Below are 23,428 nucleotides of genomic sequence, written 5' to 3' on the forward strand. Positions count from 1 at the left end.
CGAGCAGGCCTCGTCCACCGAGGAGGCCTCGTCCTCGATGGAGGAGATGGCGGCCAACGTGAAGCAGAACGCCGAGAATGCGGCGACCACCGAGAAGATGGCCGGCCAGTCGGCCAAGGATGCGGAAGCCTCCGGCATCGCCGTCGGCAAGGCGGTCGATGCGATGCAGACCATCGCCCAGAAGATCAACATCGTGCAGGAGATCGCTCGCCAGACCGACCTTCTGGCGCTGAACGCAGCGGTGGAAGCCGCCCGTGCGGGCGAGCACGGCAAGGGCTTCGCGGTGGTGGCCTCCGAGGTGCGCAAGCTCGCCGAGCGCAGCCAGGCGGCCGCTGCCGAGATCGGCACGCTCTCGGTCGATACGGTGAAGGTCGCGCAGGAAGCCGGCGCGATGCTGGCCAAGCTCGTGCCCGACATCAAGAAGACCGCCGAACTGGTCGAGGAGATCACCGCCGCCTGCCGCGAGCAGGATGTCGGCTCGAGCCAGATCAACCAGGCGATCCAGCAGCTCGACAAGGTGACGCAGCAGAACGCAGCGGCGTCCGAGGAGGTCTCCGCCACCTCCGAGGAACTCGCCGCCCAGGCCGAGCAGCTCCAGACCACCATCTCCTTCTTCAAGCTCGACGAGCGGGCTGCGGCGGTCGAGCCCGTCGCCGTCACCCGGGCGGTCAAGCAGCTGCGCGGCAAGGCCGCCAGCATGGCCGCGGCTATCGCGCCCAAGAAGGCGCCCGCCCGTGCCGGCCGCAAGGTCGGCAATGGCGGGTTTGCCTTCGACATGGACGGGGGCGAGGACCAGGACGACGCCGCCTTCCACCGCGTTTGACCGGTGCGCGCGGCCCTGGCGCCAGCCGGGGCCGCCTTCTGACCGCTTTTCCCCCGCGAGGTCACCATGGCTGATACCGCCCAATATCTGACGCTCGGCATCGACCAGGAGCTGTTCGGCATCGACATCCGCAATGTCCGGGAGATCCTCGACATGCGGCCGATCTCGAAGCTGCCGCATGCGCCGAACTTCCTGCTCGGCATGATCGATGTCCGCGGCGCCGGCTACCCGATCGTCGATCTGCGCACCAAGCTGGGCCTTCCCCGCGCCGAGCCCACCGACGCCACCCGGATCATCATCCTCGACGTGCCGGTCAAGGGCCGCACCATGGGGGTCGGCTTCGTCGCCGACCGGGTCTTCGAGGTCACGGGGCTCGATGCCGACCACACCGAGGCGGCGCCCGATGTCGGTGGCCGCTGGCAGTCGAACTACATCGCCGGCATCGGCCGCAAGGGCGAGGCCTTCATCGTCGTGTTCGATCTCGAACGGCTGATGGAATCCGACGATCTGCCGGGACTGGCTGCGATGGCGCCGGAAAAGGCGGCCTGAGGTGAGCATGCAGACCGCAACGGACGCCTACGATCACCTGTCCGACAAGCATTTCAAGGCCATCGCGGCGTTCATCGAGACGCGCGTCGGCATCAAGCTGCCGCAGACCAAGCGCACCATGGTCGAGGGTCGCTTGCGCAAGCGGGTCCGGGCGCTCGGCCTGCCCGGTCTTCAGGCCTATGGCGCGCATCTGTTCGAGCGCGGCGGGCTGGCTGACGAGACCATCCACCTGATCGACTGCGTCACCACCAACAAGACCGACTTCTTCCGCGAGCCGAGCCATTTCGAGTTCCTGCGCGACGTTGCCGTGCCGCAGCTCACCCTGCGCCAGGGGGGGCGGCCGCCGCAGCTCAAGGTCTGGAGCGCCGCTTCCTCGACCGGCGCCGAGGCCTATACGGCGGCGATGGTGCTGCAGGATCTGGTCGCGGCGGGCAAGGTGGCCCGGTTCTCCATCCTCGGCACGGATGTCTCGACCGAGGTGCTGCGCGACGCGCGCGCCGCGATCTACCCGCGCGCCTTCGTGGCGCCGGTGCCGGCGCCGATGCAGCAGCGTTATCTGATGCGTTCGAAGAACCCGCGCGAGGATGTCGTCCGCGTCACGCCGGAACTGCGCCGCACGGTCCATTTCGAAAGGCTCAACCTGATGGACGAAGCCTACCCGTTCGACCGGGACGTCGACGTCATCTTCTGCCGCAACGTCCTGATCTATTTCGACAAGCCGACGCAGAACGCGGTTCTGTCTCGGCTCGCCTCGCATCTGCGCCCGGGAGGTTATCTGATGCTCGGCCATTCGGAATCGATGGCCGGGAGCGGCGTCGACGCGCTTCGCTCGGTCGTGCCGACCGTCTACCAGACCGCGTCCGCGGCGGGCGCGAGGTCGGCGGCATGACCCGCAAGCCCATCCGCGTCCTCATCGTCGACGATTCGGCTTCCGTCCGCCAGGTGATGAGCTCGATCCTGACGGAGGATCCGGGCATCGAGGTGATGGGCACGGCGGCCGACGCCTTCGCCGCCGCCCGCCGCCTGCAGACCGAACTGCCCGATGTCATGATCCTCGACATCGAGATGCCCGGCATGGACGGGCTCACCTTCCTGCGCAAGATCATGGCGCAGCGGCCGATCCCCGTCATCATCTGCTCGACGCTGACCGAAGCCGGCTCACGGGCCCTGTTCGATGCGCTGGAGGCCGGCGCCGTCGACGTGCTGCCCAAGCCGCGCGTCGACACGCGCACGGCGCTGCTGGAGACCGCCGACCGCCTGCGCCATGCCGTGCGCGCCGCCGCCCAGGCCAAGCTGCGCCCGCGCGAACCGCGGATGGCGATCGAGAAGAAGCTGACGGCGGACGCGATCCTGCCGCCGCCGGTGCCTGGCCGCGTCCGGCATGCGACCGACAGAATCGTCTGCATCGGCATCTCCACCGGCGGCACGGAAACCCTGCGCGAGGTCCTCGAGCAACTGCCGGCGAATTGCCCGGGAATCGCCATCGTCCAGCACATGCCCGAGAAATTCACGCTCGCCTTCGCCAGACGGCTGAACGGCCTCTGCGCGATGGAGATCAAGGAGGCCGAGGATGGCGACGAGGTCTCCACCGGCCGCGTCCTGATCGCGCCGGGCAACCGCCACATGCTGCTCCAGCGCGTCGGCCAGCAATACCGCGTCGCCATCAAGGACGGGCCGCATGTCTCGCGCCACCGCCCCTCGGTCGACGTGCTCTTCCGCTCGGCCGCGCAATATGCCGGCGCCAATGCGCTCGGCATCATCATGACCGGCATGGGCGACGATGGCGCCCGCGGTCTGCTCGAAATGCGCAAGGCCGGTTGCCGTACCCTCGCGCAGGACGCCGAGAGCTGCGTCGTCTTCGGCATGCCCAAGGAGGCGATCGACCTCGGCGCGGCGGAACGGATCGTCAAGCTCTCTCGTGTACCACAGGAGATCATGGCCTGGCCGCAAGCTACGCCAGGACCGGGTTGAGGGTGTGCCGATGCGTGTGGCGTCTGACATGGGAGGAGGAGGAGGGGCCATGGTGACGTTGGCGGACGATCCGTCTCTGTCGCGGCTGATCCTGGCGCTCGAGGGCACGGCCCGCGAGATCGACGTCACCTTCGCTCGGGCCGGAAGCCAGCTCGGCGAAGGGCTGGGCCTGTTCGAGGGGCTCAAGGAACGCCTCTCGACCCTCTCGACCGAACTCTCGGGAGACGGGATCGCCCAGGCGGGCGCGACCCTGTCGGGGCTCGCCGGCGAACTGCGCGCCATCAAGGAGGGGCTGCAGTGCGAGACCGGGGTCCTGCAGGACCTCGCGGTCCACAGCAAGGACGCGTCGCAGGCGCTCGACCGTTTGCTCGAACACATGCGGCTGATCACGATCCTGGCCCGCAGCGCCCGCATCGAGGCGGTCTCGGTGCAGGCGGCGGGCCGCGATTTCGGCGATTTCACCAGCGAGATCGTCACCCTGACGACGCAGGCGCAGCGCACCATCCAGAACTGCGCCCGCGATCATGACCATCTGAGCGCCTTGCTCGGTTCCGCGCTGGCGGCCCAGCGCGATTTCGAGGAGCGCTATGGCGAGGCCCTGACCGCGCTCGCCGACGATCTCGAACGGACGCTGGCCGAGGTCGCCCAGCGCCAGCAGCGCAGTGTCGCGCTGACCAGCGACGCCGCGCAGCACTCCGGCAAGATCGCCATGGCCGCCGGCGGCGCGATCATTTCCCTGCAATCGGGCGACAGCATCCGCCAGCAGCTCGAACATGCGATCAAGGCCCTGCGCCTGCTCGCGGCGATCTCCGCCGGGACCGGCGCGGGCGCCGATCTCGACGCCCGGGAGCGGACCGCCGCCAATCTCGTGCTGCGCCAGCTCGAGGCGGCCCAGCTCGACGAGAGCGCGCAGACCCTGTCGCAGGATGCGGAGTCCATCGAAGCGGCGCTGGCGCTGCTGGAGGGCGACACCGCCGGCCTGCTCGATCTGGTGCGCTCGCTCTACCAGGCCGATGGCGGCCATTCCGGCTCCTTCCTTGCCGACCTGGAGACGAACCTGGCCGAGGCCGCCGACCTGCTGGCCAAATGCGACAGGGCTCGCGCCGGTGTCGACCGCGTCACGGCCACGCTCACCACCGTCCTGCAGACCTGCCAGGAAACGGTCGCGGCGCTGGCGGGCACCGTCTCCAGCATCGTGCTGATCGGCATGAATGCGGGCTTGCGGGCCGCCCGGATCGGCACCGAGGGCCGCAGCCTCGTGGTCATCGCCCAGGAGCTCAAATTCGCAGCCGACCAGGTCGCAGGCGATGCCGCGCTGCTGACCCCGACCTTTGCCAGCATGCAGCAGGCCTCGGCCGGGCTGACGAGCCCGGGTCGCCTCGACGCGACCCATTTCACGGCGCTGAACGAGGCCATGGGCGATTCGCTCTCGGCCATGCGCCAGACCGGGGACCGGCTCGGCGCGACGCTCGCCCAGCTGACGCGCGAAGGCGGCGGTTTCGGCGCCGTCGTGGCGGCCGCGCGGCTGTCTTTCTCCAATGCGGGCGCGATGAGCGATCTGATCGCATCGAGCGCGGTCGAACTGGCCCGGTCGGGAGCGGAGGCGAGGATGCCGGAGGATGCCGGCGTCGCCGAGCGGGTGCGCGGGCTGATAGAGCAGCACGTCTGGCCGAGCTACACCATGGTCGGTGAACGCAAGATCCACCAATCCGTTATGGGCTTACTCTTGCCGGCGCAGACCGGCGGCGCAGAGCCTTCAATCGTCGTCGCCCAGGCCGAGGACAGCGTCGACGACTTCCTGTTCTGAGCGGAAAGATGCACGCAGCGCGTGCGAGATGCATTTGCAGACAACGTCAAAGGATCTCAGAAACCTTTCGAGACAGGTTTCGAGTGGCTATGGATAGACATTGCGCTGTCTTCGTCCTAATCCCAAGATAGTACTCACAGCAATGCTAATCCTTCTCCCGATCGGACCCTCCCCATGGCAGATAACAACGAAGAGCTTCTGGATCTGACGACGTCCATCGTCTCAGCTTATGTCGCCCGCAACAATGTGCCCCGTGCCGACCTCGCCGACCTGATCGCCAGCGTCCATGCGTCGCTCGCCAAGCTCGGCGGAGAGCCCGAGGCACCGGCCGCCGCGCCGCTGGTTCCCGCCGTCTCGATCCGCAAATCGGTGACGCCCGACGCCATCATCTGCCTCGAGGACGGCAAGTCGTTCAAGTCGCTGAAGCGCCATCTCAGCAGCAAATACGACCTGACTCCCGAGCAATACCGCACGAAATGGGGTCTTCCGGCCGATTATCCGATGGTCGCCCCTGCCTACGCCGAGGCCCGCTCGGCGCTGGCCAAGTCGATGGGCCTCGGCCGCAAGGCTGCCGCGCCGGCTGCTCCCGCCGCCAAGACCAAGCGGGTTGCCCGCGCCAAGGCCTGAGTTTTGAGGGCCCGGCGCGCCGGCCCCAGGCGCGCCAGGAACCCGACGGACCGCGATGCGTCTTCAGGCGCGTCGCGCTCCAGATCTCTAGGCTGAATTATCAGGACACGCCCGTAACCCGGGCGTGTCTCTACGTCAGGTCAAGCGAATCAGCGTCGCTCCAGTAGGCTCTTCCTGAGCATGCAGTGGACGCCCTTGTGCTGGTTGACCGTCTGCGTGACCCGCAGATCCGCCGCCATCGAGCACAGCGCATAGGCCTGTTCGCGGGTGATGCCGGTGCGCTCGACGATCAGCACGATCATGTCGCGCAGTGCCTTTTCCGCGCAGCGGTCGAGATCGGGATCCATGCCGCAGGTGATGACATGGGTCGGCGTCTCGGCGCGCGGATAGACAAAGCTCAGATCCTTGCGCACCGTCAGGCGGAACGTGCCTGACAGCGCCGTCTCGATCGCGGTGACATTGACCTCGCCGTCGCCCTGCACGCCATGGCCGTCGCCGACCGAAAACAGCGCGCCGGGCACGAAGACCGGCAGATAGAGCGTCGTGCCGGCGACCAGTTCCTTGTTGTCGAGGTTGCCGCCGAAGGCGCGCGGGATGATCGAGGTGCAGCGCCCCCATTCCAGCGGCGGGGCGACGCCCATGACGCCGAAGAAGGGCGAAAGCGGCAGTTCGAGCCCCCAGGGCATCGTCCCGACCATCCGCGTCTTATCGAGCGGGATGTTCATCATGTGGAAATGCGGGAAGTCGTCGGGCAGCGTGCCGGCGAGCGGCCGGTTGAGGTTGTAGCCCCAGTCCTGCCGCAGCGAGACGGACTCGATGTCGATCTGCAGCACGTCGCCGGGCCAGGCCCCCTCGACCGCCACCGCACCCGTCAGGATATGCGGCCCGAACGGCAATCCCTGCTGCGCGGCATGGATCGCGTGCAGTTCGGGCGGGACATGGAAGCCGGCCGGCGGCAGCGTCTCGGCAGTCCCGCTGACGGATTCGATCGTCACCGTCTCGCCGCTGGCGATCGTCAGGGCCGGCGCGACGCGCGCATCGAAATAGCCCCAATGGCAGGTTTCGGGCGAGGCTTTGAGTGTGTGGAGCATGAGCGGTCCCTGGCCGGTGAGGCGGCCAGAATGGGCTCCATCCGCGTTGCCTGTCGAGTGCCGGCGTGACAGACCGGCCCCCCGCTTTGGACAGTGTCGCCAAGCCGGCGCGCTTCTTGCTGTCGCGCTGCAGGCGCCGGGGCTATCGTTCCGGCACGCCCACGCCACGCCCGCCCGCTCGACGGAGACACCCTTGCGCCAGATCACCGCCGGACACGCCTTCGATGCCCGCCGCAGCCTGACGGACACCACCTTCACGCTCGACGGTGGCGACATCGCCGCGATCGCGCCGGCTTCGGCCTCCCCCGATGACGACATCGTCGTGCTGCCCGCGCTGGTCAACGCCCATGACCATGCCCGCCCGATCCGCACCAGCTCGGTCGGGGGCTTCGCCAAGCCGCTCGAGCTCTGGCTGCACCGGCTGGCGCTGTTTGCCCCCGTCGATCCCTATCTCGCAACGCTGGCGCCGCTCGGCCGCGCCGCGCTCGGCGGCCAGGGCGCGGTGATGATCCACCATGTCCGCCCGATGGGACTGACCGACTTTGTCACCGAGGCGGCTGCCATGGCCCGCGCCGCGCGCGACATCGGCGTGCGCATTGCGTTTGGCGTCGGCATGCGCGACCAGAACCCGCTGGTCTATGGCGACCATGCGCCGGTGCTTGACGATCTCGATCCCGTCGCCCGTGCCGAGATCGAGGCGCGCTATCTGTCGCCGATGCTGCCGATCGCCGAGCAGATGGCCCGGGTCGACGCCGTCGCGGCGGCCATCGCCGGCCCGATGGTCGATGTCCAATATGCGCCCAACGGCCCGCAATGGGGCTCGGATGCGCTCTGGGAGGCGATCGCCGAGGCCTCCGCCCGCACCGGGCGGCGCGTCACCACCCATCTCTTCGAGACGAAGTACCAGCGCGACTGGGCCGACCGGACCTATCCGGGCGGGCTCGTGAAGCGCTGGAAGGACATCGGCCTGCTCTCGCCGCGGCTGACGCTCGCCCATTGCGTCTGGGCCCGCCCCGACGAACTGGAGATGATCGCCGAAGCCGGCTGCGTCATCGCCACCAACACCTCGTCCAACCTGGCGCTGCGCTCCGGCCTGGCGCCTGTTGCCGAGATGGCGGCGCGCGGCTGCAAGGTCGCGCTCGGCGTCGACGGCCAGGCCTTCGACGAGGATGACGACGCGCTGCGCGAATTGCGCCTGCTCTGGTCGCTGCATGGCGGCTGGGGCTTCGACACGGCCATCCGCCCGCGCGACGCGCTTGCCATGGCGCTGGAGACCGGCCGCATCGCGCTCGGCGCACCCGCAGGCGGCCAGCTCGCGGAAGGGCAGGCGGCCGACCTGCTGATCCTCGACCGTGCGGCGCTCGACGAGGATGCGTTGATGCCGGTCGATCCGCTCGACCTCATGTTCGCCCGCGCCAACCGCCGCCATATCCGCGAGCTGATCGTCGCCGGGCGCACGGTCGTCGCTCATGGGCGGGTGCAGGGCGTCGATCTCGATGCCGTGCATGACGAACTGCGCGGCATCTATCGGGCCGGCATCGCCGATCGCGCCGGCCTTGTCACGGCGTTGCCGGCGCTGGAGAGCGCGGTTACGCGGCATTATCTCTCGCGGCTGGGCTGCTGCTGAGGCGACGGCGCGGGGATGGCGCAGGCCCGGTCAGCGGGCCGCCGGCCGCTCCGCCAGCCCGTTGAGGAAAACGTCGATGCAGTGGCGCGCATGGGCGAAACGATCCTCGCGCGTTTGCAGCTCGTCCCCCGGAAAGCGCTTCACCAGCACGCCGAACACCATGTCCATCAGCATCCGCGCGGCGGTCCGGGGCGGGAACGGCCGCAAGACGTCGCGCTCCTGCTGGCGTGCCATCCAGCCGGTCAGCAGTCGAAGCGCCGGTTCTGCCCCCTCCTGCGTGATCGCCTCGGCGATTTCCGGGTAGCGGTCCGAATCGGCCATGGCGAGCCGGATGAAGGCCAGTCTTTCGTTGTTGTCGGCCTCCTCGACGTCGAGGCGGAAGATCGCGGCCAGCGCGTCTGCGGTCGGCAGGTCGTCGTCAGGGCGCGGCAGCGCCAGCATCGTGCGGCGGTTGTCGGCGACCATCGCGTTGAAGAGGTCGGTCTTGGCCGGAAACAGCCGGTAGAGCGTCTTCTTCGAGATGCCGCAGCGCGCCGCGACGCCATCCATCGTCGTGCCGCCATAGCCGACATCGAGAAACAGTTCGCAGGCGAGCGCGACGATCCGCTGCCGCTCTTCCGCGTCCGAACGCTGCTTGGGGCGCCCGCGCGGTCGTCCACCTTGCATCGCCTCTGCCGTAACGTCATTCATTAACCGTCGCCCCTTCGGAAACATCTTTGGGTTTGACAGCCGCAAAAATCAAGCGTTAAGAAACCCAAGAGTTTCCTAATGGGGCATCCAATGCCGATCACCACCTCTCCGACTGCCCGGCGCCTCCTTCTGTCCGGGGCCGCCCTGCTCGGCCTGGGGCTTGCGGGCTGCAACAGCGAGAAGGCCGCCGCGCCACCGCCTCAACCGCAGGCCCAGGTCAGCGTCGTGGTGCTGCGGCCCAAGCCCGTGGCGATCAGCGCCGAACTGCCGGGCCGCGTCGCCGCCAGCCTGGTCGCCGAGGTCCGCCCCCAGGTCGGCGGGCTGATCAAGTCGCGCCTGTTCCGCGAGGGCAGCGAGGTCAAGGCCGGCGATCTGCTCTACGAGATCGATCCCGCGACCTATCAGGCGGCGCTCGACAGCGCGGTCGCATCGCTCGCCCGGGCCGAGGCGTCCGTCCCCAACGCGCAGGCCAAGGTCGACCGCTATCGCGACCTCATCCGCCAGAACGCGATCAGCAAGCAGGATAATGACGACGCCAATGCCGCCCTGGCGCAGGCGCAGGCCGATGTCGCCTCGGCCAAGGCGAGTGTCGACACGGCGCGAATCAATCTCGCCTTCACCAGGGTCACGGCCCCGATCAGCGGCCGCGTCGACCGCTCGACCCTGACCCCGGGCGCACTGGTGACGGCCAACCAGACCACGGCCCTGACCACGATCCGCCAGCTCCATCCGATCAATGTCGACGTCATCCAGTCCAGCACCAATCTGCTGAAGTTCCGCAGCGCCATCGCGGAGGGTCGGCTGAAGCTGAGCGGCCCCAATGTCGCGGTGAAGCTCAAGCTCGATACGGGCACGGAATACGCCCAGTCCGGCAAGCTCGAATTCGCCGAGGCGAATATCGACGAGACCACCGGCACCTTCACGGTGCGCGCCGAATTCCCCAATCCCGACCGCCTCCTGCTGCCCGGCATGTTCGTTCGCGCCGTGATCCAGGAGGGCATCGCCGAAAACAGCTTCCTGGTGCCGCAGCGCGCGGTCGGCCGTAACACCAAGGGCGAGGCGACGGCCAAGTTCGTCGGTGCCGATGGCAAGGTCGAGGAGCGGGTGCTGGTGACCGCGCGCAGCGTCGGCAACAACTGGCTGGTCGATCAGGGCGTGAAGGATGGCGAGCGCGTCATCGTCGAGGGCGCCCAGCTCGTGCGCGCCGGCCAGACCGTCACCGGCAACGAGGTGACGATCGACGAGGCCAGCGGCGAGCTCAAGGCCGCCAACCGTCAGGCCGCGCTGCCCGCGGGCCCGACCGCCGCTCCGACCGCGAAGAACTGATCCTCATGTCCCGTTTTTTCATCGAACGCCCGATCTTTGCCTGGGTCGTGGCCATCGTCATCATGCTGGCGGGCCTGCTGGCCCTGCGCACGCTGCCGGTTTCGCAATATCCGCAGATCGCCCCCACCACCGTCAGCATCAATGCGAGCTATCCCGGCGCCGATGCGCAGACGGTCGAGAACTCCGTGACCAAGGTCATCGAGCAGGGCATGACCGGCGTCGACAACCTGCAATACATGTCCGCGACCTCGACGGCGTCGGGCAGCGCGACGATCACGCTGACCTTCACCAGCGGCGCCGATCCCGACGTCGCGCAGATGCAGGTCCAGAACAAGCTGCAGCTCGTCACCGCGCAATTGCCGCAGACGGTGCAGAACACCGGCATCACCGTCGCCAAGGCCTCGAGCGGCTTCCTGATGGTCGCCGCCTTCGTCTCGCGCGACGGGCGGATGTCCACCACAGACCTCGCCGACTATGTCGACTCGACGCTCAACGACACGCTCAAGCGCGTCGCCGGCGTCGGCTCGACCCAGCTCTTCGGCGCGGGCTATGCGATGCGGATCTGGCTCGATCCCGACAAGCTGCAGAAATACGCGCTGATGCCGGGGGACATCGTCACGGCGATCCAGGCGCAGAACGTCCAGGTCTCGGCCGGCCAACTCGGCGGCCTCCCTCAGACGCAAGGACAGCAGCTCAACGCCACCGTGACAGCGGTCAGCCGCCTCCAGACGGCCGGCCAGTTCGAGAACATCATCCTCAAGAGCGGCTCGTCGGGCTCGATCGTGCGCCTCAACGACGTCGCCCGCGTCGAGCTCGGCGCCAAGGACTACACCACCGCCACGCGCTACAACGGCGCGCCGGCGACGGGGCTCGCGGTCAATCTCGCCACCGGCGCCAACGCACTGAACACGGCCGCCGCGGTGAAAGCGACGATCGACCGCCTCAAGCCGACGCTGCCCGAGGGCGTCGACGTGGTCTATCCCTTCGACACCACGCCCTTCGTGCAGGTCTCGATCGAGAAGGTCGTCCACACGCTGTTCGAGGCGATCATCCTCGTCTTCATCGTGATGTATGTCTTCCTGCAGAACCTGCGCGCCACCCTGATTCCGATGATCACGGTGCCGGTCGTGCTGCTGGGCACCTTCGGCGTGCTCGCGGTTGCCGGCTACTCCGTCAACACGCTGACCATGTTCGCAATGGTGCTGGCCATCGGCCTGCTCGTCGACGATGCCATCGTCGTCGTCGAGAACGTCGAGCGCGTGATGCAGGAAGAGAAGCTCTCGCCCAAGGACGCGACGATCAAGTCGATGGGCGAGATCACCGGCGCGCTGGTCGGCATCGCCACGGTGCTCTCGGCCGTGTTCGTGCCGATGGCCTTTTTCGGCGGCTCGGTCGGCATCATCTATCGCCAGTTCTCGATCACGATCGTTACCGCCATGGCGCTGTCGGTGGTCACGGCCCTGATCCTGACCCCGGCGCTCTGCGCCACGATGCTCAAGCCCGCCGGCGAGCACGCCGCGCGGACCGGGCCTTTCGGCTGGTTCAACCGCGTCTTCGACAAGACGATGAACGGCTATGCCGGCGGCGTCGCGGGCATGATCGCCCGGCCCCTGCGCTTCATGCTGGTCTTCCTGCTGATCGGCGGCGGCATGGTCTATCTCTTCGCACGGCTGCCGAGCTCGTTCCTGCCCGACGAGGACCAGGGCGTCCTCTTCACCATCGTGCAGCTGCCGGTCGGCGCGACGCAGGATCGCACGCTCAAGGTACTCGACCAGGTCCGGCAGCACTATCAGGAGAACGAAAGGGACCTCATCGAGGGCGTTCTTACGGTCACGGGCTTCTCGTTCAGCGGCTCGGGCCAGAATGTCGGCATCGCCTTCGTGCGGCTCAAACCCTTCGAGGATCGCGTCGGCAAGCAGGCGACGGCCCAGGCGATTGCCGGCCGCGCCATGGGCGCCTTCCGCTCGATCAAGGACGGCATGGTGTTCGCGCTGGCGCCGCCCTCGATCCAGGGTTTCGGCAACAGTGCCGGCTTCGAGTTCTATCTGCAGGACGTCGCCGGCGCCGGGCACGCCAAGCTGATGGAGGTCCGCAACCAGCTGCTCGGGCTCGCCGCGCAGAGCCCGGTGCTGACCGGCACCCGACCCAACGGCCAGGAGGACACGCCGCAATACGCCGTCGAGATCGACCAGGAGAAGGCGAGCGCGCTGACGCTCTCGCTGGGCGACGTCAACACGACGCTCTCCACCGCCTGGGGCTCGGCCTATGTCAACGACTTCATCGACCGCGGCCGCGTGAAATCGGTCTATGTCCAGGCCGATGCGGCGTTCCGGATGCAGCCGGAGGATATCGGCCGCTGGTATGTCCGCAACAGCGGCGGGTCGATGGTGCCGTTCTCGGCCTTCTCCTCGGGCCACTGGACCTATGGCTCGCCGCGGCTCGAGCGCTACAACGGCGCCTCGGCCGTCAACATCCAGGGCGCCGCGGCCGCCGGCGTCAGCTCCGGCGCGGCGATGGACCAGATCGATGTGCTGGCGCAGAAGCTTCCCGCCGGGTTCAACCACGAGTGGACCGGCTTGTCCTATCAGGAGCGGCTCTCGGGCAGCCAGGCGACGGCGCTCTATGCGCTGGCCATGCTGGTCGTCTTCCTCTGCCTCGCGGCGCTCTACGAGAGCTGGTCGGTGCCCTTCGCGGTGATGCTGTCGGTGCCCATCGGCATCTTCGGCGCGCTGCTGGCGGCGACCATCTTCGGCCAGACCAACGACGTCTATTTCAAGGTCGGCCTGCTCACCACGATCGGGCTGGCGGCCAAGAACGCGATCCTCATCGTCGAATTCGCGATCGAGCAGGAGGCGGCCGGCAAGAGCCTCGTCCAGGCGACCGTGGACGCCGCGCGCCAGCGGCTGCGGCCGATCCTGATGACCTCCTTTGCCTTCATCCTCGGCGTGCTGCCGCTGGCGATCGCGACCGGCGCCGGCTCCGGCAGCCAGAACTCGATCGGCATCGGCGTGATGGGCGGCATGATCGCCGCGACCGTGCTCGGCGTGTTCTTCGTGCCGCTGCTTTACGTCCTCGTCGCCGGAACGGTCCGGCGCTGGCGCAAGGCTCCGGCCGACGCCGCCGCCGGGACTGCGGCCGAGACCCCGGCAGAGGCGCATTGAGGACATGACGCGGATGACGAAGACGGCTTTCGCCATGAACCTCTCGATCGGGACCATCCCGGCCCGCCTTGCCGGCCTGCCGCGCCTCGCCGGCGTCAGCCTCATGGTGGTCGCGCTGGCCGGCTGCGCCGTGGGGCCGGACTACGCCGCGCCGGGTCAGTTCCTGCCGACGAACTGGGGCAATGCGCCGAAGACGAACAAGCCGCTCGAGACGCGCCAGCTCGCGCAGTGGTGGAAGAAGCTCGGCGACCGGCGCCTGAACGAGATCGTCGATCGCGCGGTGGCGGGCAATCTCGACGTCGCCTCGGCCAAGGCCCGCATCCGGGAGGCCCGCGCGACGCGGCGGCAGGCGATCGGGGGACTGTTCCCCCAGGTCGATGGTTCCGGCGCGGCGACGCGCTCGCGCACGGCCGCCGCGACCTCGGCCAGTGGCGGAAACACCACCGGCAACCTGTTCCAGTCCGGCTTCGATGCGAGCTTCGAGCTCGACCTGTTCGGCGCGAATGCCCGCAATGTCGAGGCGACGACCTATGGCGTCGATGCGGCCGACGAGGATCTCCGCGCCACGCTTTTGACCCTGATCGGCGATGTCGCGACCAACTATACGGAGGCGCGGGGCGCCCAGGCGCGCGCCGCGCTCGCCCGCCGCACGGCCGCCTCGCAGCGCGAGACCGAGCGGCTGACGCGCAACCGCTTTACGGCCGGCACGGCTTCGGCCCTCGACGTCGAGCGCGCGGCCGCCCAGGCCGCCACCACGGAAGCCGCCATCCCGACGCTGGAGGCGGCCTATGCGCAGAGCCTCCACCAGCTCGGCATCCTGACCGGCGAGGCGCCGACCGCGCTCGCCGGCATCCTCGGCTCCGGTGGACCGATCCCGGCGGCACGCGGCACGCCGCCGGCCGGCATTCCCGCCGACGTTCTGGTTAACCGTCCCGATGTCCGCCGCGCCGAGCGCCAGCTCGCCCAGTCCACGGCCAAGATCGGCCAGGCGGAAGCGGCGCTCTATCCGAGCGTCAGCCTGACCGGGAACATCCGCACAACCGCACTCAAGACGGGCGATCTCGCCAAGAACTCCTCGATCGGCTGGTCCTTCGGGCCGTCGCTGAGCGTGCCGATCTTCAACGGCGGCGAGCTGCGCGCCGCCGTCGAGGTCGCCGAGGCGCAGCGCGACCAATCCGACGCGGCGCTGCGGCTGGCCGTGCTGACCGCGCTGCAGGATGTCGAGAACTCGCTGGTGAACCTCGCCAAGGAGCGGGTGCGGGCGGGCAAGCTCTCGGCTGCCGCCACCTCCTACCGCGAGGCGGCCCGGCTCTCGCGCACGCTTTACCAGTCCGGCGCTGCGAGCTTCCTCGACGTGCTCGACGCCGAGCGCTCGCTCTACAGCGCCGAGGACACGCTGCTGCAAAGCCGCGTCGCCGTGACCTCCAACTTCGTCTCGCTCAACAAGGCGCTCGGCGGCGGCTGGGACAAGCCTGTCGACGTCTTGCTGCCGCGTCTCGTCGACACCCACACCGGTCCGCATCTGCGCGCGGCCTACTGAGGCGGCTGCGTCGCCTCCCGGCGGCTCAGCCGGGCCTCAGGTGCCGCAGAACGTCCGCCGCACGCGTTCATGCTGCTGCGGCGGGTTCTCATAGGCCGCGAACGCCTCGCGGTCCTCGAAGGGCCTGGCCAGCACGGTCATCAGCGTCTCGAACGGTGCGAAGTCGTCGCGCTCCTGCGCCGCCTCGATCGCGGCGGCGATGCGGTGATTGCGCGGGATATAGGCCGGGTTGACCGAGAGAATCGCGCCGGATGCGGTCGCCTTGCTGCGCTGCCGCCAGCGTTCCAGCCAGCCCTCCAGCGCCGGGTCGTTGGCCAGCACCGCGCGCAGCGGCTCCTCGCCCGCAACCCCGGCCTTCAGCCGGCTGAGATGACGGAAGCTCAAGGTGAAATCGGCGCCATGCGCGCCGAGCAGGCCGAGGAATTCGGCGCCCAGCACGGTGTCGGCCTCGCTGTCGCCGGGCAGCCCGAGCTTGCGCGCGATGCCGGAGTCATAAGCCGCCTGGAAACGCGGCGCGAAGGCCTCCAGCGCCGTCTGGGCGAGCGCGACCGCCGCGTCGGTATCATCAGCCAGCAGCGGCAGCAGCGCCTCGGCTAGCCGCGTCAGGTTCCACAAGGCGATGCTCGGCTGGTTGCCATAGGCATAGCGGCCGCCGGTATCGATCGCGCTGAGCACGGTCTCCGGATCATAGCTGTCGAGGAAGGCGCAGGGGCCGTAATCGATCGTCTCGCCGGCGATCGAGCAATTGTCGGTGTTCATCACGCCATGGATGAAGCCGACCAGGAGCCAGCGCGCGATCAGATCGGCCTGCGCCGCGATCACGGCGTCGAGCAGCGCCAACGCGGGATTGTCCGCCGCGGCCGCCTGCGGATAGTGCCGGGCGATGACATGCTCGGCGAGCAGCCGCAGCGCCTCGATATCCTTTCGCGCGGCGAAGAACTGAAACGTACCCACCCGGATATGGCTGGCGGCGACGCGCGTCAGGATCGCGCCCGGCAGAACCGCCTCGCGCATGACAGGCGCGCCGGTCAGGACGAAGGCGAGCGCCCGCGTCGTCGGAATGCCGAGCGCCGCCATCGCCTCGCTGACGATGTATTCGCGCATCACCGGGCCCAGCGCCGCACGGCCGTCGCCGCTGCGCGAGAAGCGGGTGCGTCCGGCGCCCTTGAGCTGGATGTCGCGGCGCCTGCCGAGGCGGTCGACGACCTCGCCGAGCAGGATGGCGCGGCCGTCGCCGAGCTGCGGCGAGAACTGCCCGAACTGATGACCGGAATAGGCGGTCGCGATCGGCGTCGAGCCCGGCGCGACCGCATTGCCGGCGAGCATCGCGACGCCCTCGGCTCCCGCCAGCCAGGCCGCATCGAGCCCGAGTTCGTCGGCCAGGGCCGTGTTCAGTTGGACCAGACGCGGCGCGGGCACGGGCGTCGGCGGCGTCAGCGCAAAAAAGCGCTCCGGCAATTCCGCATAGCTGTTGTCGAAGGCGATGGGCATGGCGCGTCCTGCAGGCGGGGCGGTGATGGGCTGTCGTCGAAAGCCGGGCCGGGAGCCGATGTTCCCGCTGCGGCGGATCGACCGGCCGTCACATATTCCCGGCGTGCTTTCTGATAGAGTGCAAACATGGCGACCATCAGATTGAAACGCATGCTCGAGCCGGCGTCCATCGCCGTGGTGGCGCCGCCGGGAGCCGCGACCATTCCGCTTTTGGAGGGCATTCGCCGCGGCGGCTATGCCGGCGCGGCCTTCGTCCTCGGCGGAACGCAAGCCGAAGGCTTCCAGCCTGTGGCCGGCCTCGACGATCTGCCCGAGGCGGTCGATCTGGTGATCGCACCGGCGCAGGCTGCTCTCGCAACCATCGCCGCCGCAGGCCGGCGCGGCTGCGCCGGGGTCCTTGTTGTCGATGGCGACCGCGCCGACGCCGCCAGCCTGGGCGAGGCCGCGAGGCGGGCCGGGGTCCGGTTGATCGGACCGGATTCGCTCGGGATCGTCGCGCCGCGCCTGCATCTGAATGCGAGCTTCGCGCCATTCGTGCCCGAGGCCGGCAGCATCGGCCTGCTCGCGCAATCCAGTTCGATCGCGGCCGGCATCCTCGCCTGGGCGGCACGACGCAAGGTCGGATTTTCCGGTGCCGTGACGCTCGGCGCTGCGGTCGATGTCGATATCGACGATGGTCTGGATTATTTCGGCCGGGACGGGCGGACCCGCGCGATCCTGCTGGCGCTGGACGAGGTCGAGGATGCGGCGCGCTTCCTGTCCTCGGCGCGGGCTGCGGCGCGGCTCAAACCCGTGCTGGTGCTGAAACCCTGGCGCGCGACAATCGCCTCAACGTCGCAGACTCATGCCGGCCTGATCGTCACCGGCGACCGCGCCCATGACGCCGCCTTCCACCGCGCCGGGCTCTTGCGCGTCAACGATCTCGACGAGCTCTTCGCCGCCGCCGAAACGCTCGGGAGGACGCGGCCGCTCGCCGGTGGACGGCTGGCGATCGTCAGCAATGGCGCAGGGCTCGCGGCCCTGGCCGCAGGGCGCCTGCGGCAGCTTGGCGGTCGGCTCGCGACGCGCCTGACCGAAGGCGCCGCCGGGGTCGACGACGCGGTCATCGAGGTCGCCACGCCGGCGCAGTATGGCGCGGCCGTCACGGCCCTGCTCAACGATGACGGCGTCGATGCGGTGTTGGCGGTCCAGGCGCCGCATCTCGGCGCGGAAGCGGAGGCCTGTGCCGAGGCCGTGGTCGCTGCGTCCCGGGAAGCGCGCAGCACCAAGCCGGTCCTGGCCGCCTGGATCGGCGCCGACGAGACCATCACGGCCCGGTTCGCCGCGGCCGGCCTGCCTTCCTTCGCCACCGGCGCCGAAGCCGTGATGGGGTTCCAGCATCTGCTGCGTCATGCACGCCTGCAGGCCGAGCTGATGGCGACGCCGCCCTCGGCCGAGGATGTGCCGCCGCCCGATCTGGCGCAGGCGCGCGCCATCGTCGCCAAGGCCCTGGCGCAGCAGCGCGACTGGCTGGATCCCGACGAGGTGTCGGCGCTGCTGGCGATCTACCAGATCCCGGAGCTACGCCCGGTGGTGGCGGTGGATATCGAGGCGGCGGTCGCCGCCGCGCGGCCCTTGCTGGCGCGGGGCCGGCCGGTCGCGCTCAAGATCGTCTCGCCCGACATTCCCCATAAATCGGATGTCGGCGGCGTCGCGCTGGATCTCGCGACGGAAGCCGCGCTGCGCGAGGCGGCGCAGACCATGCTGGCGCGGGTTCGCGCCGACCGGCCTGAGGCGCGGATCACGGGGCTCGCGGTGCAGCCGATGGCGCTGCGCGCTAAATCGCGCGAACTGATCGTTGGCTTCGCGACCGACCCCTGCTTCGGACCTGTCGTGGTCTTCGGCCGCGGCGGCACCGCCGCCGAACTGATCGACGACAGCCACGCCGCCCTGCCGCCGCTCGATCTCGGCCTCGCCGGCCGGCTGATCGCCCGCACCCGCGTCTCGCGGGTTCTAGCGGGCTATCGCGACGTGCCGGCGGCGCGGGTCGATGCGGTGGCCGCGGTCCTGGTCGCCGTCGGGCAGATGGCGGTGGACCTGCCCGAGATCCGGGAGCTGGATCTCAACCCGCTGCTGGCCGACGAAACCGGCGTGGTGACCGTCGATGCGCGCATCATGCTGCAGCGCGAGCCGGACAAGCGGCGGCGCCCGGCGATCCGGCCCTATCCGGCGAGCTGGCGCCGGCAGCTCACCCTGCGCGGCGGCCGCAGCTTCGATGTCCGGCCGATTCGGCCCGAGGACGAGGGCGCCATCGCCGAGATGCTGCTGAAGGTGACGCGGGAGGATCTGCGCCTGCGCTTCTTCGCGCCGGTGAAGAGCTTCAGCCACGCCTTTCTCGCGCATCTGACCCAGCTCGACTATGCCCGCGCGATGGCCTTCGTCGCCTTCGAGGAGGCGACGGGCCAAGTCGCCGGCGTGGTGCGCCTCCACACCGATCCGGGCCTGGAGGAGGCCGAATACGCGATCCTGCTGCGGTCCGATCTGAAGGGCGTCGGGCTGGGCTGGGCGCTGATGACGCTGATCATCGAATGGGCCAGGGCCGAAGGGCTCAAGACGATCCGCAGCCAGGTTCTGGCGGAGAACACGCGCATGCTGACCTTGTGCCGCGAGCTCGGTTTCGAGATCGGCAACGACCCCGAGGATTCCGCGCTGCGCGTCGTCACCTTGTCGGTGGAGACGGCCGTGGCGCGCCTGCGGCGCTGACGGCCGCGCCCATCACGTTGCCGTGATGCTGCACGCCGCCTGGATGAGCGGGGAGGGCTGCGAACCGGCTGTTTCGGTTTATCCGACGGACAAAATTGCGGTTTCCGGATGCGAAAGACCGGGCTTTCCGGCTGATCACGTCGCGTGATCGCCCCAGGCTCAGCCGTTGGCTTGCGGCCGCAACTGAGCTTCACTCTGTTCCAATTCAAGTCTGGCTGGCGCGCCGTGGGGCGTGCCGGCTTTGCGGCGGGGCGCGATGGCTCTCCCGCCGTCCTTCTTGACCAAAAACCGGGAGGTCTGCGGTGGCGAAGCTCAACGTGAACGGCAAGATGCTGGATGTCGAAGCAGCCGGCGATACGCCGCTGCTCTGGGTGATCCGCGAGCAGATCGGCCTGACCGGCACGAAGTATGGCTGCGGCGTCGCGCAGTGCGGCGCCTGCACGGTGCACATCGATGGTGTCGCGACGCGAGCCTGCGCGCTGCCGCTGAGCGCCGTCACCGCCGAGCAGAAGATCGTCACGATCGAGGGCCTCTCCCCCGACGGCAAGCATCCGATCCAGCAGGCCTGGATCAAGCACGAGGTGCCGCAATGCGGCTTCTGCCAGAGCGGTATGATCATGGCGACCGCCGCCCTGCTGCAGGCCAATCCGAAGGCGACCGAGGCCGACATCGCCGCCGAGATCACCAATATCTGCCGCTGCGGCACCTATGCCCGGGTCAAGACCGCGATCCTCGATGTCGTCGCGGGCGGGACGCTCGGCCGCGGCTGAGTTCTCGCCTGGACTTGTTTCCCCATGCGCGGGGTCGAGCGCGGCCGGATCTGGACAAGACCGCCGCTTCCCTCGCGACCAACCGATCCGGAGGACGACATGACATCCGCCTCGACCACCCCTGAGACCACCGCTTCCGCCCGCAAAGGCCTGTCCCGCCGCGGGATGCTCGCCGGCTCTGCGGCAGCAGCAGGCGCCTTCAGCTTGGGCTTCGCCATCCCCTTCGGCGAGGCTCAGGCGCAGGGCGCCGTGCCCGAGATCAACGCCTGGGTCGTGATCCATCCCGACGACAAGGTGGTGATCCGCATCGCCCGCTCCGAAATGGGGCAGGGCACGCTGACCGGCCTCGCCCAGCTCGTCGCCGAGGAGCTGAACTGCGACTGGTCGAAGGTCACGACCGAATATCCGACGCCGGGCCAGAACGTCGCCCGCAACCGCATCTGGGGCAATTTCTCGACCGGCGGCAGCCGCGGCATCCGCGAATCGCATGAATATGTCCGCAAGGGCGGCGCTTCGGCCCGCACCATGCTGATCCAGGCGGCGGCCAGCGAGTGGAACGTTCCGGCCGCCGAATGCACCGCCGAGAAGAGCGTCATCACGCACAAGGCCTCCGGGCGCTCGCTGCGCTACGGGCAGGTCGCCGCCGCGGCCGCAAAGATCGAAGCGCCCAAGGACGTCGCGCTGAAGGACCCCAAGGACTGGATCATCGCCGGCAAGCCGCTGGCCCGGCTCGACACCGCCGACAAGACCACCGGCGCCAAGATCTACGGCATGGACTTCAAGCTGCCGGGCATGCTCAACGCCGCGATCAAGGACTGCCCCGTCTTCGGCGGCAAGGTGAAGAGCTTCGACGCCGCCAAAATCAAGGCGATGCCCGGGGTGAAGCATGTGCTTCCCGTCGGCGACAGCGCCGTGACGGTGGTGGCCGACACCTGGTGGCAGGCCAAGACCGCGCTCGACGCGCTGCCGATCGTCTGGGACGAGGGCCCGCACGCCAAGGTCTCCAGCGCGAGCCTGGCCGAGTGGCTGAAGGAGGGGCTCGATGCCCCCGGCGCCGTCATCGGCAACCAGAACGGCGACGTGAAGGCCGCGATCGCCGGCGCCGCCCGCACCATCGAGGCGGTTTATTCCTACCCGTTCCAGAACCATGCCTGCATGGAGACGATGAACGCGACGGCGCTCTACACGCCCGAGAAATGCGAGGTCTGGACGCCGACGCAGAATGGCGAGGCGGCGCTCGCTGCGACCGCCGAAGCCTCGGGCCTGCCGATCGCCAAATGCGAGGCCTACAAGATCGATCTTGGCGGCGGCTTCGGCCGGCGCGGCGCGGTGCATGACTGGGTCCGCCAGGTCGTCGCCATCGCCAAGCAGATCCCCGGCACGCCGGTGAAGCTGATCTGGTCGCGCGAGGAGGACATGCTGCATGGCCGCTTCCACCCGCTGACCCAGTGCAAGATGACCGGCGCGCTCGACAAGGACGGCAATCTGACCGGCCTTCACATGCGCATCTCCGGCCAGTCCATCGTCGCCGGCATCTTCCCGCAGAACATCCAGAACGGCCGCGATCCGGTCGTCTTCCAGGGGTTGAACGCCTCGGGGCCGGAGGCCTCGATCGGCTATTCGATCCCCAACCTCCTGATCGACCACGCCATGCGCAACCCGCATGTGCCGCCGGGCTTCTGGCGTGGCGTCAACCTGAACCAGAACGCGATCTATCTCGAATCTTTCATCGACGAGCTGGCCAATGCCGCCGGCAAGGACCCGCTCGAGTTCCGCCGAGCCCTGATGAAGAACCACCCCAAGCATCTCGCCGTGCTGAATGCCGCGGCCGAGAAGGCGGGCTGGGGCAAGCCGCTGCCGGCGGGCGTCTTCCGCGGCATCTGCCAGACCATGGGCTTCGGTGCCTATGTCGCCGCGGTGGCCGAGGTCTCGGTCAGCCCCGAGGGCAAGCTCAAGATCCACCGCATCGTCGCGGCGACCGATCCGGGCCATGTCGTCAATCCCGCGCAGGTCGAGCGCCAGATCGAGGGCTCCTTCGTCTACGGCCTCTCGGCGGCGCTCTACGGCGAGATCACCATCAAGGACGGCCGCGTCGAGCAGGAGAACTTCGACACCTATGAGGTGATGCGGCTGGAGGCGATGCCGGCGGTCGAGACCGTGCTGGTGCCGTCCGGCGGATTCTGGGGCGGCGTCGGCGAGCCGACGATCGCGGTCGCGGCGCCTGCCGTGCTGAACGCGATCTTCGCCGCCACCGGCAAGCGCATCCGCAACCTGCCGCTCAAGAACGCCGACCTGAAGAAGGCGTGAGCAGGGCCGGCATGCGGGCGCGGATCGGGTTGGGCGCAGCCCTGCTGGCTGTCTCACCCGCCGCCGCGCTCGAACCCTTCGCGGTCGTTGGTGACGCGATCCCCGCGCCGCTCGGCGGCCTCGCCGGCGACGGCCAGCGCGGCGCGGCCCTGGTCCGGGACCGCGAGCGCGGCAACTGCCTGATCTGCCACCAGGGCGCGGACCCGTCCGAGCCCTTTCAGGGCTCGATCGGGCCGCCGCTCGCGGGCGTCGGTGCGCGGCTCGACGCCGGCCAGATCCGGCTGCGGCTGGTGGATGCCTCGCTTTTGAACCCGCAAACCGTGATGCCGCCCTATTTCAGGACGGAAAACCTGCAGGATGTCGCCCCGGCCTTCCGGGGAAAGCCCGCCCTCTCGGCCCAGGAGATCGAGGATGTCGTCAGCTATCTCGCCACGCTCCGTGCGGACTGAAGCGGCAGTCGACCGCCGCAGCCTCATGGCGGGCGCGGCGGCCGGCCTGCTGGCCGCCGGGCTTCCGGCCGAGGCTGCCGCCGACACGCCGCCGGAGCTCGCACAGCTCATTGCCCGCGTCACCGAGGGCGCTGTGCCAGAGCGCGCGCGCATCAGGCTCGAGATCCCGGCGCTCGCCGAGAATGGCAACTCCGTCGACACCCGGATCGTCGTCGACAGTCCGATGACGCCGGCCGACCATGTCCGCTGGATTCATCTCATCGCCGAGAAGAACCCGTTTCCGGACATGGCGCGCTTCCATCTCGGCCCACGCGCCGGGCGCGCCGATGTCGCGACCACGCTGCGGATCGCGCAATCCCAGAAGGTCGTGGCGCTGGCGTCGCTCAGCGACGGGCGCTTCGTCATGACGGATGCCGACATCGTCGTGACGCTGAGCGCCTGCATCGACGGCGGCTGA

Annotated in this window: 18 protein-coding genes; 15 read left to right on the top strand and 3 right to left on the bottom strand. The window is 69.0% G+C overall.

Annotation, left to right across the window (positions count from 1 at the left end; translation table 11 throughout):
• The 6 genes from Q8S38_RS24195 to Q8S38_RS24220 form a co-directional block, all read left to right on the top strand.
• Window positions 1–823 (top strand): methyl-accepting chemotaxis protein (locus Q8S38_RS24195; RefSeq protein WP_305682872.1); only part of this gene is annotated, 823 nt, incomplete at its 5' end.
• Between the two features lie 66 nt (window positions 824–889).
• A complete protein-coding gene (locus Q8S38_RS24200) occupies window positions 890–1,372 on the top strand; it encodes a chemotaxis protein CheW (protein WP_305682873.1) in 483 nt (160 codons plus the stop codon).
• A gap of 7 nt (window positions 1,373–1,379) precedes the next feature.
• Window positions 1,380–2,261, top strand: a complete 882-nt coding sequence (locus Q8S38_RS24205) for a CheR family methyltransferase (protein WP_305682874.1) — start codon at window positions 1,380–1,382, stop codon at window positions 2,259–2,261.
• Window positions 2,258–3,343 (top strand): protein-glutamate methylesterase/protein-glutamine glutaminase, encoded by a 1,086-nt coding sequence (locus Q8S38_RS24210; RefSeq protein WP_305682875.1) that lies wholly within the window; start codon window positions 2,258–2,260, stop codon window positions 3,341–3,343. Before Q8S38_RS24205 ends, Q8S38_RS24210 begins: the two co-directional genes overlap by 4 nt.
• 49 nt (window positions 3,344–3,392) lie before the next feature.
• Window positions 3,393–5,150: a hypothetical protein gene (locus Q8S38_RS24215; RefSeq protein WP_305682876.1), complete on the top strand. Its 1,758-nt coding sequence runs from the start codon at window positions 3,393–3,395 to the stop codon at window positions 5,148–5,150.
• Window positions 5,151–5,324: 174 nt separating this feature from the next.
• Window positions 5,325–5,777 carry a Ros/MucR family transcriptional regulator gene (locus Q8S38_RS24220; RefSeq protein ID WP_305682877.1) on the top strand — a complete coding sequence of 151 codons (453 nt, stop codon included), beginning with the start codon at window positions 5,325–5,327 and terminating at the stop codon, window positions 5,775–5,777.
• Between the two features lie 149 nt (window positions 5,778–5,926).
• On the opposite strand, the gene Q8S38_RS24225 is transcribed toward Q8S38_RS24220, so the two are convergent.
• Window positions 5,927–6,868, bottom strand: a complete 942-nt coding sequence (locus Q8S38_RS24225) for an acetamidase/formamidase family protein (protein ID WP_305682878.1) — start codon at window positions 6,866–6,868, stop codon at window positions 5,927–5,929.
• A gap of 193 nt (window positions 6,869–7,061) precedes the next feature.
• Between Q8S38_RS24225 and Q8S38_RS24230 the strand changes: the two genes are divergently transcribed.
• Complete coding sequence (locus Q8S38_RS24230; protein ID WP_305682879.1) at window positions 7,062–8,495, top strand: amidohydrolase family protein; 1,434 nt, start codon at window positions 7,062–7,064, stop codon at window positions 8,493–8,495.
• Window positions 8,496–8,525: 30 nt separating this feature from the next.
• Here the strand turns inward: Q8S38_RS24230 and Q8S38_RS24235 are convergent, their stop codons facing one another.
• Window positions 8,526–9,185, bottom strand: coding sequence for a TetR/AcrR family transcriptional regulator (locus Q8S38_RS24235; protein ID WP_305682880.1), 660 nt, complete (start codon window positions 9,183–9,185; stop codon window positions 8,526–8,528).
• 90 nt (window positions 9,186–9,275) lie between these two features.
• On the opposite strand from Q8S38_RS24235, the gene Q8S38_RS24240 reads away from it, so the two are divergent.
• Genes Q8S38_RS24240 through Q8S38_RS24250 form a run of 3 tightly spaced genes read left to right on the top strand, consistent with a single transcriptional unit; the run spans window position 9,276 to window position 15,212 of the window.
• On the top strand, window positions 9,276–10,511 hold the full coding sequence (locus Q8S38_RS24240) for an efflux RND transporter periplasmic adaptor subunit (protein ID WP_305682881.1): 1,236 nt from the start codon (window positions 9,276–9,278) through the stop codon (window positions 10,509–10,511).
• 5 nt (window positions 10,512–10,516) lie between these two features.
• The gene (locus Q8S38_RS24245; protein ID WP_305682882.1) at window positions 10,517–13,672 is read left to right on the top strand and encodes an efflux RND transporter permease subunit; all 3,156 of its coding nucleotides are present in this window, start codon (window positions 10,517–10,519) and stop codon (window positions 13,670–13,672) included.
• 34 nt (window positions 13,673–13,706) lie between these two features.
• Window positions 13,707–15,212: an efflux transporter outer membrane subunit gene (locus Q8S38_RS24250; RefSeq protein ID WP_371125965.1), complete on the top strand. Its 1,506-nt coding sequence runs from the start codon at window positions 13,707–13,709 to the stop codon at window positions 15,210–15,212.
• Between the two features lie 36 nt (window positions 15,213–15,248).
• Here the strand turns inward: Q8S38_RS24250 and Q8S38_RS24255 are convergent, their stop codons facing one another.
• The gene (locus Q8S38_RS24255; protein ID WP_305682883.1) at window positions 15,249–16,703 is read right to left on the bottom strand and encodes a protein adenylyltransferase SelO; all 1,455 of its coding nucleotides are present in this window, start codon (window positions 16,701–16,703) and stop codon (window positions 15,249–15,251) included.
• 126 nt (window positions 16,704–16,829) lie between these two features.
• On the opposite strand from Q8S38_RS24255, the gene Q8S38_RS24260 reads away from it, so the two are divergent.
• The 5 genes from Q8S38_RS24260 (at window position 16,830) to Q8S38_RS24280 (ending at window position 23,428) form a co-directional block, all read left to right on the top strand.
• Window positions 16,830–19,445 carry a bifunctional acetate--CoA ligase family protein/GNAT family N-acetyltransferase gene (locus Q8S38_RS24260; protein ID WP_305682884.1) on the top strand — a complete coding sequence of 872 codons (2,616 nt, stop codon included), beginning with the start codon at window positions 16,830–16,832 and terminating at the stop codon, window positions 19,443–19,445.
• A 302-nt stretch (window positions 19,446–19,747) separates the two neighbouring features.
• A complete protein-coding gene (locus tag Q8S38_RS24265; RefSeq protein WP_305682885.1) occupies window positions 19,748–20,215 on the top strand; it encodes a (2Fe-2S)-binding protein in 468 nt (155 codons plus the stop codon).
• 99 nt (window positions 20,216–20,314) lie between these two features.
• On the top strand, window positions 20,315–22,522 hold the full coding sequence (locus tag Q8S38_RS24270) for a xanthine dehydrogenase family protein molybdopterin-binding subunit (RefSeq protein ID WP_305682886.1): 2,208 nt from the start codon (window positions 20,315–20,317) through the stop codon (window positions 22,520–22,522).
• Window positions 22,519–22,971: a sulfur oxidation c-type cytochrome SoxX gene (gene soxX, locus Q8S38_RS24275; RefSeq protein ID WP_305682887.1), complete on the top strand. Its 453-nt coding sequence runs from the start codon at window positions 22,519–22,521 to the stop codon at window positions 22,969–22,971. The genes Q8S38_RS24270 and soxX overlap by 4 nt, the downstream gene beginning before the upstream one ends.
• Window positions 22,934–23,428 carry a thiosulfate oxidation carrier protein SoxY gene (locus Q8S38_RS24280; protein WP_305682888.1) on the top strand — a complete coding sequence of 165 codons (495 nt, stop codon included), beginning with the start codon at window positions 22,934–22,936 and terminating at the stop codon, window positions 23,426–23,428. Before soxX ends, Q8S38_RS24280 begins: the two co-directional genes overlap by 38 nt.

Origin of the sequence: Allobosea sp. (assembly GCF_030695125.1) — a bacterium.
Taxonomy (GTDB): domain Bacteria; phylum Pseudomonadota; class Alphaproteobacteria; order Rhizobiales; family Beijerinckiaceae; genus Allobosea.